Below are 18090 nucleotides of genomic sequence, written 5' to 3' on the forward strand. Positions count from 1 at the left end.
TCTAAAAAATTTCTCAGAATTTTGTTTTAGACAGGTTTTTTTTAAATCCTAACAATCTATGTATTTTCCACAGCAAGAATATATTGACGACTCAATTGATTCAAATAATCCCGATTTATTGCGAATCCACTCCATTGAAACACTAGGAACACATGACGGACCTGGAATAAGAATGGTTGTTTTTGCACAGGGTTGTCAGTTTAGATGCTTGTATTGTCAAAATCCGGATACTTTGGATATTCATGGAGGAAATTTTGTGCCAATTGAAGAATTAGTCGAAAAAGCATTACATCAAAAATCTTATTTCGGTAAAAAAGGTGGTGTAACCGTTTCGGGAGGAGAACCTCTACTACAACGCGAAAAACTGATTCACTTTTTTGATCTTTTACACGAAAATGGCATAAATACCTGTCTCGATTCCAATGGAAGAGTATTGGATTCTAAAACCGAACAATTGTTGGACAGAACAGATTTGTTGCTTTTGGATGTCAAGCACATCAACAAAGAATGGCATAAAAAATTAACAGGTCTTAAAAACAAAACAACGTTACGAGTTGCAGAATACAGAGAAAGTACAGGAAAACCAATGTGGCTTCGCTATGTATTAGTACCCGGTTGGAGCGATCAGGAGGAATATTTGCACGAATGGGGACAACATTTTACTTCGTATAAAACTGTGGAAAAAGTCGAAATTATTCCTTTTCACCAATTAGGAAAACACAAATGGGAAATGTTAGGTTTAGAATATCAACTGGCAGATACGGTGCCACACACAAAAGAAGAAGTAAATAAAGCAGCTGAAATTTTCAGGCTTTACTTCGACAATGTAAAAATTAAATAGTTGAATTAGTAAATAGTGATTAGTAATTAGTAATTAGCATTTTTGATAGCTAATCACTGATTACTAACAGCTAATTACTCAGAAAAAAATAATTATGTCAAAAAATAAATATCTGATTGTATTGGCAGGAATGGTTATGCAACTGTCAATTGGATCTATTTATGCATACAGCAAATGGATTGAACCGTTAACGAAAGAATTAAGCTGGGATGCTCATGATACCAAAACAGGTTTCAGTCTCGCCATTTGCTTTTTGGGCTTAACTGCCGCGTTCATGGGAAAATTTGCTCAAAAAGTTGGCCCTACAAAAGGAGGAATAATAGCCGCTTTATTTTTAACTATAGGTTTATTAGGCAGTTCGCTGGCTGTCAAAATAGATTCTATTTATTTATTTTACCTAACATTTGGAGTTTTGCAGGGCATCGGTTTAGGTTTTGGATATATCGTTCCTGTTTATACTGTCGTAAAATGGTTTCCCGATAAACCAGGATTGGCTTCGGGAATAATTATTATGTCATTTGCTTTAGGATCGTTATTGGCATCGTTTTTAATTGGTCCTCTTTATACCTCTTTAGGACTTTCCGGAGCCTTTTTAACTCTCGCTATTTGCTACGGAATTTGTATGTTACTAAGTGCTTCATATTTGGCAAACCCAACAGATGCTTCTGTAGCTCAACATGCGCACGTTGATTTAACTCCAAAAGAAATCTTATCCGACAAACGTTTCATTGCGTTGTGGTTACTATTGTTTTTGAATGTATGCGGCGGTATTGCTATAATTTCAAAAGCTGCCGTTTTGGGTCAAGAAGTGGTAGGAATGAGTGCCGGAGAAGCAACAATGTTTGTTGCAATTATTGGTTTATTTAATGGTTTGGGGCGTTTATTTTGGTCTAGTATTTCAGATAAAATTGGTTGCTGGAGTACATTTATGATTTTCATCGGAATCAATGCGGCTTGTTTTGCCATGATTCCAACATTTTCAACCAATCAAATTTCGTTTCAAACATTAACCTTTATAATTATAGCGGGTTATGGAGCCGGATTTGCTACAATGCCATCTTTTGTAAAAAGTATCTTTGGTGCCGAAAAATATGGTCAGGTTCTTGGTTACACATTGACAGCATGGTCTGCAGCAGGATTTGTTGGCCCATTGTTACTAGGCTTGAGCACAGAAATTACAATTTTTTACCTGTTTGCAATATTACTTGTCTTAGCCCTACTTGTCGGGTTATGGCTAAAAAGTTTACTATTGAAAGTTGCTTAAAAAATTATATTTTATAAAAGAAAAAGCAGTCCATTTGTGACTGCTTTTTCTTTTATATATTCGAAAACTTGTCATTCTGCAGGAATCTCACATCTCGGAGATTCTTACGGAATGACAAGTTTGGGCGAATGTGTTACTAAATTTTTCCGTAGTACATTGCTTTTACAATTCCATCTGAAAGTCCAATTTTTGGAACAAAAATTTGTCGGGCTCCGCTCCATTTCATAGCATTAAGATAAATTCGAGTTGCAGGGACAATTACGTCGGCACGGTCGGGATTCAAACCTAATTGCGAAATTCTTTGTTCATAAGACAGCGAATTAAAATAAGTATATTGCGAATTCAAATAAATATAGGAAAGTGGTTTTTCTTGAATTTTTCCGGACATTTTGAATATTTTATTAATGTTTCCACCAGAACCTATTAAAGCAACTTCATCATAATCGGCGGTATTCGTTTTAATCCATTTTTCAATTTCATTCCAAACAACGTCTGGAACCATGTCGTTCAACAATCGAACTGTACCTGCTTTGAAAGATCTGGAATTAACCATTTTTCCATTTGAAAATAAGGTAAACTCAGTACTACCACCACCTACATCAACAAATAAATACGTTTCGTCTGTTTTTAATAAATGATGTAAATCGGTAGAAGCAATTATTGCCGCCTCTTTTTTACCATCAATGATTTCAATTTTTATATCGGCTTTCTTTTTAATTAATGCTACGACCTCTTTTGCATTATAAGCTTCACGCATTGCCGATGTCGCAAATGCCATATATCTTTCGACTTTGTGTACTTTCATCAATAAATTGAATGCTTTCATTGCATCAACCATTCGTTCGGTATTTTCAGGAGAAATTTCCCCAACTGTGAAAGCGTCTTGTCCCAAACGAATAGGCACACGCACTAATGAACTTTTATTGAATTGTGTTTCTTGTCCTTCTTCTTCTACAATATTGGCAATTAATAAACGCATAGCATTCGATCCAATATCAATAGCAGCATATTTTTTAATTCTTATCATTTTCTCTAGGATACGATTTATGGTTTAGAATAATTTATTCTAAGTATTATTTAATCTTCTTTCAGTTCTCCTACCGGTTCTACTTTACTCAGGTAATATTTATATGTTTCCATTTGAGCTCTAAAAACTGGGGTTTCCCCACGAACTCTGTATTTATTGTCTAGTTTATAGGAATGGAATCTGACTTTTACATTCCCTTTCCATGCTATATCAAAATTTTCTATCAATTCATTTTTAATATCCTGATCGTAAATAGGACAAGTTACTTCTACCCTTGCGTCTAAGTTACGAGTCATAAAATCTGCCGAAGAAATATAAACATCAGTAAATCCAGCATTTCCAAAAATATAAACCCTTGAATGTTCCAAATAATTATCAACGATACTTATGGCTTGGATATTTTCGCTCAATCCTTTTACTCCAGGTATCAACGAACATATTCCTCTAATTTGTAATTGAATTTTTACACCTGCACAACTTGCTTCATATAATTTATCAATCATTGTAAAGTCAGACAAACTATTCATTTTCAGCTTCATATAGGTTTTTCGACCAGCCAAAGCATGAGCAATTTCCCTGTCAATCATTTTTACAAAACGTTGTCTTGTATGTTGTGGCGAAACAATAAGATGTTTGTATCGCTGAACTTTATAATTAATGTCAAAAAATTCAAAAACCTTTGTAATGTCTTTTAAAATTTGAGGATGACACGTAAAAAGTGTTACGTCTGTATAAATTTTTGCAGTTGCTTCATTGAAATTTCCGGTCGAAATAAAACCATATCTTTTTATTTTATTTTTCTCCATTCTTTCAATTACACAAACTTTGCTGTGAACTTTCAATCCCTTTATTCCAAATATCAGTTGAATTCCTTCTGTTTTCATTTGTTCAGAATATAAGATATTGGACACTTCATCAAAACGTGCCTGCAATTCAATCTGAACAATTACTTTTTTTCCGTTTTTGGCTGCATTAATCAGCGAACTTATGATTTGGGAATTTTTAGCCAATCGATATAAAGTGATTTTTATAGTAGTCACTTTTGGATCCAAAGCCGCTTCTCGCAAAAATTTTATTAAATAAGAAAAAGACTGATAAGGGGCATTTAGCAAATAGTCTCTATCTGAAATCTTTTCCAGAATACTTCCTTCAAGGCTTAATCCGGGTATTGGCAGAGGATCGTTTTTTTTATACAATAAATCAAATCTGCCTAGATTCGGGAAATCCATATAATCTCTCCTATTGTGGTATCTACCTCCGGGAATTATACTATCTGTTGCATCGATATGCATTTTATCCAAAAAGAATTTCAATGTATCCTTGCCCAATTCCTGATCATAAATAAAACGAACAGGCTCCCCTATTCTTCTATCCTTAACACTGGATGATATTTTTTCGAGCATACTTTTACTCAAGTCGCTATCAATATCCAACTGTGCGTCACGAGTTATTTTTATCATGTGTGCCGAAACACTTTCGTAATTGAAAATATTGAAAATGTTACCCAAGTTCATCCGGATTACATCGTCAATCAGCATCACATATTGTTTTTCATTATTGGATGGCAAAACCACAAAACGATTGACTGTTTTTGGGATTTCAATGATGGCATAACGAACTTCGCTATTTTTCTTCATTACTAGCTTTACAGCCAAATATCCCAATGAATCTTTCAGAACAGGAAATTCTGCTAAATCATTTAATATAATGGTAACCAATTCAGGACTCAATTTTTGAATAAAAAATTCTTTTAAAAATGCCTCCTGTTCTTTGCTTACATTATTTTCATTAATAATAAAGATATTTTCTGTCTTTAATTTTTTCTCAATATTACTTAGAATTCGTAAACTTTCAGACTGTTGCTGAATAACAATTTCCGTAATATCCTTTATTAATTGTTGAGTTGTAACTCCACCAAAATATTTTTCTCCCGAAATACCGCTTAAACTTAACCTTCTGATAGCAGCAAAACGTACTCTGAAAAACTCGTCTAAATTATTTGAAAAAATCCCTAAAAACCTTAATCTGTCTAACAATGGCACTGAATCATCGCCTGCCTCTTGCAATACCCGAGCATTGAAAGCCAACCAGCTTTTTTCTCTATCAATATATTTCTGTTCAAACACGTTTATTTATTTTAAGTCTTTGGGGAATAGTGTTTTTTTTGTTTTTCCTTTGTTAATATCGTCCCAACTTTCAGTTTCAAATTCTATGTGAACGAACCCGGCCGTTGGAACATTATCTATGTAAACATCCCCAAATTTATTAACAAAATTTGTAATAGCCTCGTTATGTCCGAATATAATTATACTATCATAACCATTACTATATGATTTAATAACTTTTTCCAACTTTCTTTCATCAAATGTGTACAACTCATCCTTATATATTATGCTTTCCAAAGGGAAATTAATATTTTGGGCAAAAATCATCGCAGTTTCAATAGCTCTTTCGGCTGTACTACTCCAAATGCAAAACGTTTTTGGCAAGTATTTAATAGCATGAGAAGAAATAAGATGAGCACTTTGCATGCCTTGTGAAGTCAATGGTCTGTCTTTATCATGCAAAGGCGCTTCCCAACTAGACTTTGCATGTCGAATTAAAATTAAATTTTTCATACATAAGAATTATTTAGTTTAAAAAACAAAAAAAATCCCATAACAAACAATAACAAATTAAAAACCAATTAATTAGTTATTCAAACAGGATTAGGAGGTATTATATAATTGAATAAAAAAATCTTTTTAAGAACATACAATTTACAAAAAAAGTTTAGAACTTTTTGCTTTTTTAAAATTGATGCGATAATATATTTTCAATTTCGATTCCAAAATTCAAATAATACAGGATTCAGTTCATGATAATATAGTGTTGACAGATCTTATAATTGACATTAAACTTCAAAATTTGTCTGCAAATAGTGTTTTACAAATATTTAACAACCTTGTTTTTTATTAATATTTAGCAGTATCACATTTTTTTAAATCAAAAAAAATAAAAAATGAACTATTCATACAATAAAGAGTCTTTTCTTAAAGACAATTAAATTTGGTAGCTCATTTTATAAATCCTTTTATTCCAAAAAAACACAGCACATTTCACAAAAAATAAATTTTCCAAGGTATTTTACTTATGTTTTTGGCTCTTCAACGAGTATTTAGGCTATTCAAAGACAATCAGATTGATTTATAAACATTCTTTATAATTTTGGTTTACAGATAATTCAAACTTTTTTATTTCCTAGACAAAATACTAAAGCGAATTATCACTTAAGTTACATAATTTAAGTTTTTATAATATTTTTTTGATTATTTCCCAAATGATAATCAAAATAAACCTACTACAAAGATTATTATTGACTGATTGCAGTTTCAATTTTGACAAAACAAAATTTTAATTTGAGTTCACTCCCAAATCTGAATCAAATTAAAATTAAAACCTACTTCAGATAAGTTATTAACTGAGCCTAATTTCAGTAAATAATTTTAGACAAAGAGAATTTTATTTTGATCTCATTCCAAAATCTGAATCAAACTAAAAAATACATTAAGATTAAGTAAAATAACATTTTATGAACCTTTATTTTAATTATTCATTTAATAAAATAATATAATATGCGGAACACTTCCAATAAGAAATCGTTAAATTAAAACAATAAGAATATGGAGCCTAAAACTACTTTAAACCTATTAAAATATTTTTTTTCAAATAATATTCAAAAGACAATTCAGTTCTTACTTTCTTCTTTTGAAAAAAAAGCATGGTTGGATACTTCTAACTCTTCTCGTCTATTACCAGTAGTAACCAATCCTTCAATGATTTTTGCTAAAGCTGTTTTTAAAATAAATACCACAAAAACAATTCAGCTCGAAGAAATCAAAAGTGCACCTCCAGAGATGAAATATTATTATGCATTACACATAGCTAATGTATAAAGCATAATCCGTAAATATTCTTCAATACTTTTTATTGTAAAGAACTAAAGCTAGACTATAAGTAAAGTGCCTTAACATGCAATTAAATATTGAATTATTGTCAATAATACTTTTACATTTTTAGATTGTGTAACTGTGTAAAAAAGACCTATATAATCACTAATAACTTTAAGAGAAAATTAAGTGAAACCCCACATTTTAAAGAGTTCATTACAAGTTTATTTAATAATAAATATCATGAAAAAAATTACTTCTATTCGAATTATAGTTTTTTTAATACTGCTGTTTTCTACAACGATTGGCCATTCACAGTCACCAATTATGGCAAATCTTACCCCATCAAATTCTCCTGCTTGTCCACCTGCCGGTTGTACAGCTAACGATGTAAAAATTGGGGAAGTCTATATTGCGGACGCTTCTGGCAACAGACTAACTACCTGTACTTCTGGAAATCCCATTTCGGGACAATATTTATGGGTACGAATAACAGATGCAAGTTCAAAATATGGTCTCTATATGCAATTCAATATGTATAGAGGAACTCAAGAGATTGACCAAAATGGAAATCAAATTTCTGATGGAAATATAAATAAAATTACAGTTGGAGATAATCGCCAAATAATAGCTGGAAATTACAGAATGATGCCATTACCATCATATACTTGTGGTGATTTTTTAACATTAAAAAATATTTATTTGTCATGGCAAACCCCTCCGGGTGGTCAAGCTACAACTGTAACTCCAGAATGTGCTACTACAAGTAAATGTTCCGCAGAAAATTTACCCAACACGATAATTGTTAATACTCCTTTGGCTGTTAGTTTTTCAACAGTAAATGAATGTACAAGTGGTGCTTATCAACAAGTAACATTCACTAATACTTCCACTGGTGGAGATGGCACCTTAACTTATTTATGGAATTTTGGTGATGGAGCAAATCCATCAACTTCGACAGCAAGTGGAAATTCATCAACACCAATTATAGTAACTTATTTAACAGGTGGGACAAAAAACATCACTTTGACAATTACTGATGCAGATGGCGATACAGCTATGCAATCAGGAACCGTCTCAGTTGGAACCTGTTGTACAATCGCTATTAATTCTATATCAAAAACCAATATAACATGTAATGGAAATTCCGATGGTACTGTTACAGCAACTAAAACGGGAGGAATTGGAACTTTTTCTTATGATTTATTGTTTTCACCAACTTCAGGAGGAACTTTTTCTGCAACCGGTTTACCAACAAATGGTGATTCAACCGGAATTTACACGGGTCTAGGTGTAGGATTTTATAAAGTAATTGTATCTGAAGCTAACGGATGTAATCAAACAAGTAGTGAAGTTCAAATTACTCAGCCAAATGCTATAGTGGTAAGCAACGTATCACAATCTACTATTGGTTGTAAAGGAGGTAATGCTACAGTAACAATTACTGCCACTGGTGGAACTGGTGCTTTGTCTTATACTTTTGACGGTGTGACCAACTCTACAGGAATATTTACCCATAAAGCGGGTACTTCTTTAACTTATAGCGTAACAGATGCTAATAGCTGTGCGGCTGCGACAGGGACTTTTACAATTGTTGAGCCAAATGCTATAGTGGTAAGCAACGTTTCACAATCTACTATTGGTTGTAAAGGAGGTAATGCCACAGTAACAATTACTGCCGCTGGTGGAACTGGTGCTTTGTCTTATACTTTTGACGGTGTGACCAACTCTACAGGAATATTTACCCATAAAGCGGGTACTTCTTTAGCTTATAGCGTAACAGATGCTAATAGCTGTGCGGCTGCGACAGGGACTTTTACTATTGTTGAACCAAATGCTATAGTGGTAAGCAACGTTTCACAATCTACTATTGGTTGTAAAGGAGGTAATGCCACAGTAACAATTACTGCCGCTGGTGGAACTGGTGCTTTGTCTTATACTTTTGACGGCGTGACCAACTCTACAGGAATATTTACCCATAAAGCGGGTACTTCTTTAGCTTATAGCGTAACAGATGCTAATAACTGTGCGGCTGCGACAGGGAATTTTACAATTGTTGAACCAAATGCTATAGTGGTAAGCAACGTTTCACAATCTACTATTGGTTGTAAAGGAGGTAATGCCACAGTAACAATTACTGCCGCTGGTGGAACTGGTGCTTTGTCTTATACTTTTGACGGTGTGACCAACTCTACAGGAATATTTACCCATAAAGCGGGGACTTCTTTAGCTTATAGCGTAACAGATGCTAATAACTGTGCGGCTGCGACAGGGACTTTTACAATTGTTGAGCCAAATGCTATAGTAGTAAGCAACGTATCACAATCAGCTATTGGTTGTAAAGGAGGTAATGCCACAGTAACAATTACGGCCACTGGTGGAACTGGTGCTTTGTCTTATACTTTTGATGGTGTGACCAACTCTACAGGAATATTTACCCATAAAGCGGGTACTTCTTTAACTTATAGCGTAACAGATGCTAATAACTGTGCGGCAGCAACAGGGACTTTTACAATTGTTGAGCCAAATGCTATAGTGGTAAGCAACGTATCACAATCTACTATTGGTTGTAAAGGAGGTAATGCCACAGTAACAATTACTGCCACTGGTGGAACTGGTGCTTTGTCTTATACTTTTGACGGCGTGACCAACTCTACAGGAATATTTACCCATAATGCGGGTACTTCTTTAACTTATAGCGTAACAGATGCTAATAACTGTGCGGCTGCGACAGGGACTTTTACAATTGTTGAACCAAATGCTATAGTGGTAAGCAACGTTTCACAATCTACTATTGGTTGTAAAGGAGGTGATGCCACAGTAACAATTACGGCCACTGGTGGAACTGGTGCTTTGTCTTATACTTTTGACGGTGTGACCAACTCTACAGGAATATTTACCCATAAAGCGGGTACTTCTTTAGCTTATAGCGTAACAGATGCTAATAACTGTGCGGCTGCGACAGGGAATTTTACAATTGTTGAGCCAAATGCTATAGTGGTAAGCAACGTTTCACAATCTACTATTGGTTGTAAAGGAGGTAATGCCACAGTAACAATTACGGCCACTGGTGGAACTGGTGCTTTGTCTTATACTTTTGACGGTGTGACCAACTCTACAGGAATATTTACCCATAAAGCGGGTACTTCTTTAGCTTATAGCGTAACAGATGCTAATAACTGTGCGGCAGCAACAGGGACTTTTACAATTGTTGAACCAAATGCTATAGTAGTAAGCAACGTTTCACAATCAACTATTGATTGTAAAGGAGGTGATGCCACAGTAACAATTACTGCCACTGGTGGAACTGGTGCTTTGTCTTATACTTTTGACGGCGTGACCAACTCTACAGGAATATTTACCCATAAAGCGGGGACTTCTTTAGCTTATAGCGTAACAGATGCTAATAACTGTGCGGCTGCAACAGGGACTTTTACAATTGTTGAGCCAAATGCTATAGTGGTAAGCAACGTATCACAATCTACTATTGGTTGTAAAGGAGGTGATGCCACAGTAACAATTACTGCCACTGGTGGAACTGGTGCTTTGTCTTATACTTTTGACGGCGTGACCAACTCTACAGGAATATTTACCCATAAAGCGGGGACTTCTTTGGCTTATAGTGTAACAGATGCTAATAATTGTGCGGCTGCGACAGGGACTTTTACAATTGTTGAGCCAAATGTTATAGTAGTAAGCAACGTTTCACAATCAACTATTGATTGTAAAGGAGGTGATGCCACAGTAACAATTATTGCCACTGGTGGAACTGGTGCTTTGTCTTATACTTTTGACGGCGTGACCAACTCTACAGGAATATTTACCCATAAAGCGGGGACTTCTTTAGCTTATAGCGTAACAGATGCTAATAACTGTGCGGCTGCAACAGGGACTTTTACAATTGTTGAGCCAAATGCTATAGTGGTAAGCAACGTTTCACAATCTACTATTGGTTGTAAAGGAGGTGATGCCACAGTAACAATTACGGCCACTGGTGGAACTGGTGCTTTGTCTTATACTTTTGACGGTGTGACCAACTCTACAGGAATATTTCCCCATAAAGCGGGGACTTCTTTGGCTTATAGTGTAACAGATGCTAATAATTGTGCGGCTGCGACAGGGACTTTTACAATTGTTGAGCCAAATGTTTTATTAGCTACTGTTGTAAAAACAGATGTTATTTGTAATGGTCAAAACAACGGAACTATAACAATAACAAGCCCTACTGGAGGCTACGGAACTTATGAATATCGTCTTAATTCTGGAAATTGGCAAGAAAGTGGAAACTTTACAGGCTTAGCTCCTGCAATCTACAGTGTTCAAATTAGAGATGCTGCTAATACAGCCTGTGAAATAACATTAGGTAGCCAAACAATTTCTGAACCTGCTACTTTAACTTGCTCAATTGAAAAAAACAAAGCGGTATCATCTAATGGCTTAAGTGATGGAGAAGCTACTGTTACACCTGTTGGTGGAAATGGGGGGTATATTTACTTATGGGATAACGGTGAAACAACAGCAAAAGCAACAAAACTTAATGAAGGGCTTCACACTGTAACTATAACAGATTCCAAAGGATGTACCACAACTTGTAGTGAAACTATCACTCAACCTGAAGTGTTATCCTGTGAAGTCAAACAAGATTCTCCTGTTAAATGTTTTGGAGACAGCAATGGTACAGCGACTGTTACTCCTAAAGGAGGTAATTTTGGTTATACTTATTTATGGGACAATGGAGAAACTACTGCAAAAGCAATTGCTTTAAATGTAGGTTCACATACAGTAACGGTTACAGATCAATTAGGATATAAAACAACTTGTAACATAACAATCGAACAACCTGAAGCCGTTTTAAGTGCAACAGCAGTAATAATTAACAACAATAACTGTACAGCATGTAATAATGGCACCATTAATATAACAGTTATGGGAGGAACAGCTCCATACACTTATTTATGGTCTAACGGCTCAATAACAGAAGATATTTCTAACCTTTCAAATGGTTCTTATTCTGTTGAAATTACTGATAGTAGAGGCTGTAAAGTAAGCTATCCTTTTGTAATTAGCGAATCAAGTATTAATGTTACTAAAGACGGTACTTATGTAGATAGCAACCAAGATGGCATAACCAATCTTGGAGATGTAGTAACTTACAATTTTGTTGTTAAAAATACAGGAACTGTAGATCTTACCAACGTAACTATTAGTGATAACAATGCAACAATCTCAGGTGGGCCAATTGCTTCACTTGCTGTTGGAGCAACTGATTCTACCACATTTACAGGATCTCATGTAATCACTCAGGCAGAAATTAATGCCGGACTAATTTATAATTTAGCTAATGTTACAGCCAAAGATCCCGAAGAAAAAACTGTAACCGACACTTCTTCAGATCCTACACCTTGTACTTCTTGTCCAAAAGATTCAGAATGTCCAGATTGTACTATTACCCAACTTAATCAAACACCTGGATTAACTGTTATTAAAACAGCAACGACAACTAGTTTTAGCAAAGTTGGAGATATAATTAATTATACTATAACAGTTAAAAACTCAGGTAACGTAACATTAAATAACATAACAGTAAAAGACCCACTTACAGGATTAGATACACTTATTGCTATTTTGATTCCTGGTGCAACTTCAGATTACACTCAAAGTTATACTATAACTCAGGATGATTTGAATAAAGGTTCTGTTACCAATGTTGCCAAAGCGGATGGATTTAAACCAAATGAAACTCCAATAAGCGCTACAGATGATGAGATTGTTAATGAAAAGGCAAATCCTATCGATGCTGTTAACGACAATGCAGGAACTGTTGTAGGTGTGAATGTAACTACGCCAAACGTAATCAACGTATTTACTAATGACACGCTAAATGGATTGGCTGTAAATCCAGCCGATGTAAATTTAACAACTGTTACACCAAATCCGTTCTTAAAAATGAATGATGATGGCTCTATCGACGTATTGCCAAACGCTCCTGCAGGTGTACAAACAATGGTTTATAAAATTTGTGAAAAATTAAATAACACCAATTGTGATTCTGCTACAGTAACTGTAAATATTGAAGCTCCAAGTATGACTGTAAACGGAGAAAGTATCTGTATCAATGATGTACCTTATTTCAGCTATACAACTTCAGCCAATAACTTCACTCCGTTAAATGGATTGACAATAACATGGAAAGACAATAATGGTAATGTTGTTGCTACTATGACTAATTTACCATTAAATGGAAAAGTATTGTGGCCTGGTGCAGTTGTTGACGAAAAAGGTAACGGAATAGATTGGCCAGGATGGTTACTTGTGAATGGAAAATGGATTCAAGGTGCTGATGGTTTTGAAAATCTTAGACCAACTGCTTCATTAACCTTAACAATGAATCCAAGTGAAACTATAGTGGTAAATTACCCTCCATCTGATCCTTTATGTACATCAAGACCAACATTTAGAATTGATGCTGTTGATGATAATGCAGGAACTATTGTAGGTGTTAATGTTACTACTCCAAATGTTATTAATGTTTTCAAAAATGATACATTAAACACAGACCCTGTAAATCCAGCTGATGTAACCTTGACAACAGTTACAGCAAATCCGTTCTTGCAATTGAACGCAGATGGTACAGTCGATGTATTGCCTAACGCTCCAGCGGGTATTCAGACAATGGTTTATCAAATTTGTGAAAAAGCTGATACTGGTAACTGTGACACTGCTACTGTAACAGTAAATATAGAGACTCCTACTATGACTGTAACCGGACAAAGTATTTGTATCAATGATGTTCCTTACTTCAGTTATACATCTACTGCCAATAATTTCACTCCGCTAAACGGATTAACATTAACATGGAAAGACAATAATGGTAATGTTGTTGCCACCATGACTAATTTACCATTGAATGGAAAAGTATTGTGGCCAGGAGCAGTTGTTGACCAAAACGGAAACGGAATTGATTGGCCAGGTTGGTTATTGGTAAATGGAAAATGGATTCAAGGTGCTGATGGTTTTGAAAACCTAAGACCAACTGCATCTGTAACAATGACATTAAATCCAGATACAACTGTTATAGTAAATTATCCACCATCTGATCCTTTATGTACCTCAAGACCAACATTCAAAATTGATGCGGTTGATGATACTGCCGGACCAATAGATGGTATCAATGGAGCTACAAATGTGCTTAATGTACTCAAAAACGATACTTTGAACACAGATCCTGTAAATCCTGCCGATATTACTTTGACCTTAGTAACACCAGATCCAACAGGACACATAACAATGGCTCCAAATGGTTCCATTAATTTAAAAGATGGTACTCCAGCAGGTGTTTATACTTTAGTATATCAAATTTGTGAAAACGCCGATACTGGAAATTGTGATACAGCCACCGTAACCATAAATGTTATTTGTAATGATAAAACAAAAATCTCTGGTGTAGTTTATAATTCTGATACAAATACTCCTTTGGCAAATGTACCAGTAAATTTAATCCCTCAAGGTACAACACCTGGGCCAGTTCTCTTGCAAATTACCAATGCACAAGGACAGTACAACTTTACAGGAGTGGTTCCTGGTGATTACCTAGTTCAAGTGCAAGGTGCTCAATTAAATATTGTTTTTGGATTGTTTCCTGATACATCCAGTTTATTCTTTACCAAATTAGAAAACTGTAAATATCAAGTACATGATTATCCATATAGCAAATCAGAAAGACCTGTATTACAAGGTTATGTTTGGTATGATGTAAACAACAATGGTATTGAAGATGAATGGTATGATGCCAATAACGATGGATTGGTTACTCAAAACATTCCTGATGCAAATGGAAATATAGATTATAGCAAATGGGAATGGATTGACCTCAATGGAGATGGAAGCTATAAAGGAACATTAAACGTTGGAGAATTAAATAAGGTAGGTTTTGGAAATGCTAAATCTCCAAATATATTTGTAACTGGTCCAAACGGATATAACAAGCAAGTTATTATTGGTTTAGAAGGTGTTTGGAGAGATCGACCTGATACTGGATTATTTGGAGACTATAAAGTCGAACTAAAAATGGATGCAAACTTAGAAGCACAATCTTCTGCATTGGGTGCAACAGGTTTGGTTAAGGTTTTACCTGGTACAACCAAAATTGCAAATTCTGCCAAAACTGGCAAAGCAACAAGTTTTGAAGTTTGCGGACCTACATCCGGTAATCCATTAGCGACCACTTTGACAGTTAGTGATCCAACTGAATTAACTATGGATTTTGGTATTAGCTGTAAAATGTATGCAGACATCGTAGCGACTCCAGATGTATTTAATATAACAAATTGTACACTCGACACTCAAGTTCGTAATGCATTAAGCAATGATTTATTAAATGGCTCACCATCCAGTATCACTAATTTTAATTTCAAATTATTATCTCCTGTAGTGTCACATATTAATATCGATGCTACTGGAAACATAGTATTTGAAAACGGAATACCAGCAGGACAATACATATTCAACTATCAAGTGTGTGAAAAAGCAAATCCAACAAATTGTACTACATCAACTATTACAATTAATGTTACGCCATTAGCCGCAGTTACAGTGACTGGCACATCCTACTGTAATGCCGATACTACGCTTATTGATTTGAATACTTCATTGCCACAAGGAACACCAACAGGTACTTGGATTGACTCTAATAGCACAGGAGGTTTAAATGGTAATATGCTAAATGCTATAGGAATACCAATTGGCAAATACAAATATGAATATAAAATAGTCGGTGATTGTCCAAAAAGCATATTTTTAGAAATATCAGTAAACGATGATTGTAAAGTACTTCCTTGTAAGGCTCTTGTTGTACACAATGCTATATCTGCCAATGAAGATGGTAAAAATGATTATTTCCAAATCGACAATATAGAGGATAACGCCTGTTACAAAAATGTGAGAGTCGAAGTGTATAATCGTTGGGGAGTATTAGTTTTTGAGAGAGACAATTATAATAATGAAGGAAATGGATTCAGAGGAAAATCTGAAGGAAGAACTACTATTAGTAAAAACGAAGGATTACCAACAGGAACTTATTTCTATATATTAAGCTATGATACAGATGGTGTTAAAGTTAAAAAAGATGGTTACCTCTATTTAGTAAAATAAATAAAATTTAGAAATACTCTGAAGTTTATTTCTCAGAGTATTTCTAACTATCTAATAATAATTAATGCCAATAAAAAAAATCCTCAAAACTACGCTATCTAAAAGATGGCCAATTTAAACCAACACAAATAGCTAACTATGAAAACAAAATTATTTTCAATCGTTATGATGTTTACAGTCATTGTAGGTTATGCGCAACAAGATGCTCAATATACTCAATATATGTACAACACGATAAATGTGAACCCTGCTTATGCCGGTTCCAGAGGTGCTTTAAGTTTCTTTGCTTTACATCGTACGCAATGGGTAGGCCTAGACGGTGCACCAATTACAAATACATTTTCTGTAAACACACCTTTTAACAATAGTCGATTAGGACTTGGTGTTTCCATAGTAAATGATGAAATTGGTCCATCAACTTCCAATTCGATATCTGCTGATTTATCATACAGCCTGCCGGTTTCCGAAACTTTCAAACTCTCTTTTGGGGTAAAAGGAACAGCAAATATTCTCAACATTGATATAACTAAATTGAATCCGGGTGATCAGACAGACCCTCAGTTTCAGAATTTTAGTAACGAATTTTCTCCAAATATAGGTGCCGGTATCTATTTACATTCTGATAAAGCTTATCTTGGATTTTCGGTCCCAAATATTTTAGAAGTTGATAAGTACAACGACAATGATGTCGCTATTTATAAAGAAAAAATGAATTTTTACGCAATTGGAGGTTATGTATTTGATTTAAGTCAATCAGTAAAATTCAAACCCGCATTTATGACCAAACTTGTTCAGGGATCTCCATTGCAGGTAGATGTTTCGACAAATTTTTTGATTAGCGACAAATTAGTGCTTGGTCTCGCTTATAGATGGAGCGCATCTGCGAGTGCGATGGCAGGTTTTCAAATATCTGATGCATTCTATGTAGGTTATGGTTATGATTTTGAAACTACCGAGCTTGCAAATTATAACTCTGGTTCGCATGAGATATTCTTACGCTATGAACTATTCAAGAAAAACAGTAAAATGACAACACCTAGATTTTTCTAATGCGTCAAAAAGGATACTACTCTTTCTAAAGAATATTGAGGGATAAAATCTATATTTATAACAAAAAATTGTTGCCACTTTTTTTAAAATAAATATCATGACAAATAAAATCCTCCTTTATACCATAATATTAAGTTTCATTTCTTTCAGTAGTTGGGCACAAAAAAAAAACAGTACCACTAATGAAAAGAAACCAGCAGAAATAAAAATGCAATCGTCTATTGCAAATGGAAATAATCCTAATGCCGGAAAAAAAATAAAATATTATCATGTGGAAGAAATTACTCCTTTAAAATTTGGCGGTTTCAAGACAACTTATGACGTCCGAGATCCTAAGTTAATCAGGACTTATGATTTAGGACCCAATAATAAAAGAACTATAACACCGGTATATGAAGATGAAGTACAACCCGAACAAGTGCAACCATTAAAAGCAGATACGCTGAAAAAAATTGTGCCTTCTGCAGCAATAACAGTTTCAGATAAGGCAAAAAGAAAAGATGCATACGCTTATATTGATATTATTAAGACTTATGAAAGAGTTTCAGACAAAGGATTTGAATCTGTTGACATGTTGAAGAAAGTAGGCGATTCTTATTTTTTTAATGACGAATTTGAAAAAGCTGAAAGTGTTTATACTAAACTATTTAATTTGACCAAAGAATTAGGCCCTGAATATTACTATCGCTACTCTATTTCATTAAGAGCAATAGGTAAAAAAGAACTGGCTGATGAATATTTTAAAAAATTCAATGAATTATCCAGTAATCAAACTGGTAAATAGAAGCCAATATGATCAAAAAAGAAATTAAGGATATCTAAAAATAAT

At 34.4% G+C, this 18090-nt stretch carries 9 protein-coding genes; 6 read left to right on the plus strand and 3 right to left on the minus strand.

Features of this window, described 5'->3' with window-relative positions; translation table 11 throughout:
• The first annotated feature begins 58 nt into the window (after positions 1-58).
• Positions 59-841, plus strand: coding sequence for a pyruvate formate-lyase-activating protein (gene pflA / locus EM308_RS12455; protein WP_051877930.1), 783 nt, complete (start codon positions 59-61; stop codon positions 839-841).
• Positions 842-935: 94 nt separating this feature from the next.
• Entirely contained in the window at positions 936-2105 is a 1170-nt protein-coding gene (locus EM308_RS12460; RefSeq protein ID WP_035641278.1) for an L-lactate MFS transporter, read from the plus strand.
• 136 nt (positions 2106-2241) lie between these two features.
• On the opposite strand, the gene EM308_RS12465 is transcribed toward EM308_RS12460, so the two are convergent.
• The 3 genes from EM308_RS12465 to EM308_RS12475 are packed head-to-tail and all read right to left on the minus strand — an operon-like array spanning position 2242 to position 5750.
• A complete protein-coding gene (locus EM308_RS12465; protein WP_035641276.1) occupies positions 2242-3132 on the minus strand; it encodes a Ppx/GppA phosphatase family protein in 891 nt (296 codons plus the stop codon).
• 50 nt (positions 3133-3182) lie between these two features.
• Positions 3183-5258, minus strand: coding sequence for a polyphosphate kinase 1 (gene ppk1 / locus EM308_RS12470; RefSeq protein ID WP_035641274.1), 2076 nt, complete (start codon positions 5256-5258; stop codon positions 3183-3185).
• Between the two features lie 6 nt (positions 5259-5264).
• The gene (locus tag EM308_RS12475) at positions 5265-5750 is read right to left on the minus strand and encodes a SixA phosphatase family protein (protein ID WP_035641272.1); all 486 of its coding nucleotides are present in this window, start codon (positions 5748-5750) and stop codon (positions 5265-5267) included.
• A gap of 1044 nt (positions 5751-6794) precedes the next feature.
• On the opposite strand from EM308_RS12475, the gene EM308_RS12480 reads away from it, so the two are divergent.
• From EM308_RS12480 to EM308_RS12495, 4 genes are all read left to right on the plus strand, one after another.
• A complete protein-coding gene (locus tag EM308_RS12480) occupies positions 6795-7067 on the plus strand; it encodes a hypothetical protein (protein ID WP_035641014.1) in 273 nt (90 codons plus the stop codon).
• Between the two features lie 237 nt (positions 7068-7304).
• Positions 7305-16211, plus strand: coding sequence for a DUF7507 domain-containing protein (locus tag EM308_RS12485; RefSeq protein ID WP_083273910.1), 8907 nt, complete (start codon positions 7305-7307; stop codon positions 16209-16211).
• 138 nt (positions 16212-16349) lie between these two features.
• Positions 16350-17261 (plus strand): PorP/SprF family type IX secretion system membrane protein, encoded by a 912-nt coding sequence (locus EM308_RS12490; RefSeq protein WP_035636936.1) that lies wholly within the window; start codon positions 16350-16352, stop codon positions 17259-17261.
• 97 nt (positions 17262-17358) lie between these two features.
• Positions 17359-18045, plus strand: coding sequence for a tetratricopeptide repeat protein (locus EM308_RS12495; protein ID WP_035636933.1), 687 nt, complete (start codon positions 17359-17361; stop codon positions 18043-18045).
• Positions 18046-18090 lie beyond the last annotated feature (45 nt).

The organism is Flavobacterium gilvum, from assembly GCF_001761465.1.
GTDB lineage: Bacteria > Bacteroidota > Bacteroidia > Flavobacteriales > Flavobacteriaceae > Flavobacterium > Flavobacterium gilvum.

Coding starts and splice junctions, on each gene's coding strand:
- EM308_RS12460 (WP_035641278.1), top strand. CDS start 936: ATGTCAAAAAATAAATATCTGATTGTATTGGCAGGAATGGTTATGCAA.
- EM308_RS12480 (WP_035641014.1), top strand. CDS start 6,795: ATGGAGCCTAAAACTACTTTAAACCTATTAAAATATTTTTTTTCAAAT.
- EM308_RS12485 (WP_083273910.1), top strand. CDS start 7,305: ATGAAAAAAATTACTTCTATTCGAATTATAGTTTTTTTAATACTGCTG.
- EM308_RS12495 (WP_035636933.1), top strand. CDS start 17,359: ATGACAAATAAAATCCTCCTTTATACCATAATATTAAGTTTCATTTCT.
- EM308_RS12475 (WP_035641272.1), bottom strand. CDS start 5,750: ATGAAAAATTTAATTTTAATTCGACATGCAAAGTCTAGTTGGGAAGCG.
- pflA (WP_051877930.1), top strand. CDS start 59: ATGTATTTTCCACAGCAAGAATATATTGACGACTCAATTGATTCAAAT.
- EM308_RS12465 (WP_035641276.1), bottom strand. CDS start 3,132: ATGATAAGAATTAAAAAATATGCTGCTATTGATATTGGATCGAATGCT.
- EM308_RS12490 (WP_035636936.1), top strand. CDS start 16,350: ATGAAAACAAAATTATTTTCAATCGTTATGATGTTTACAGTCATTGTA.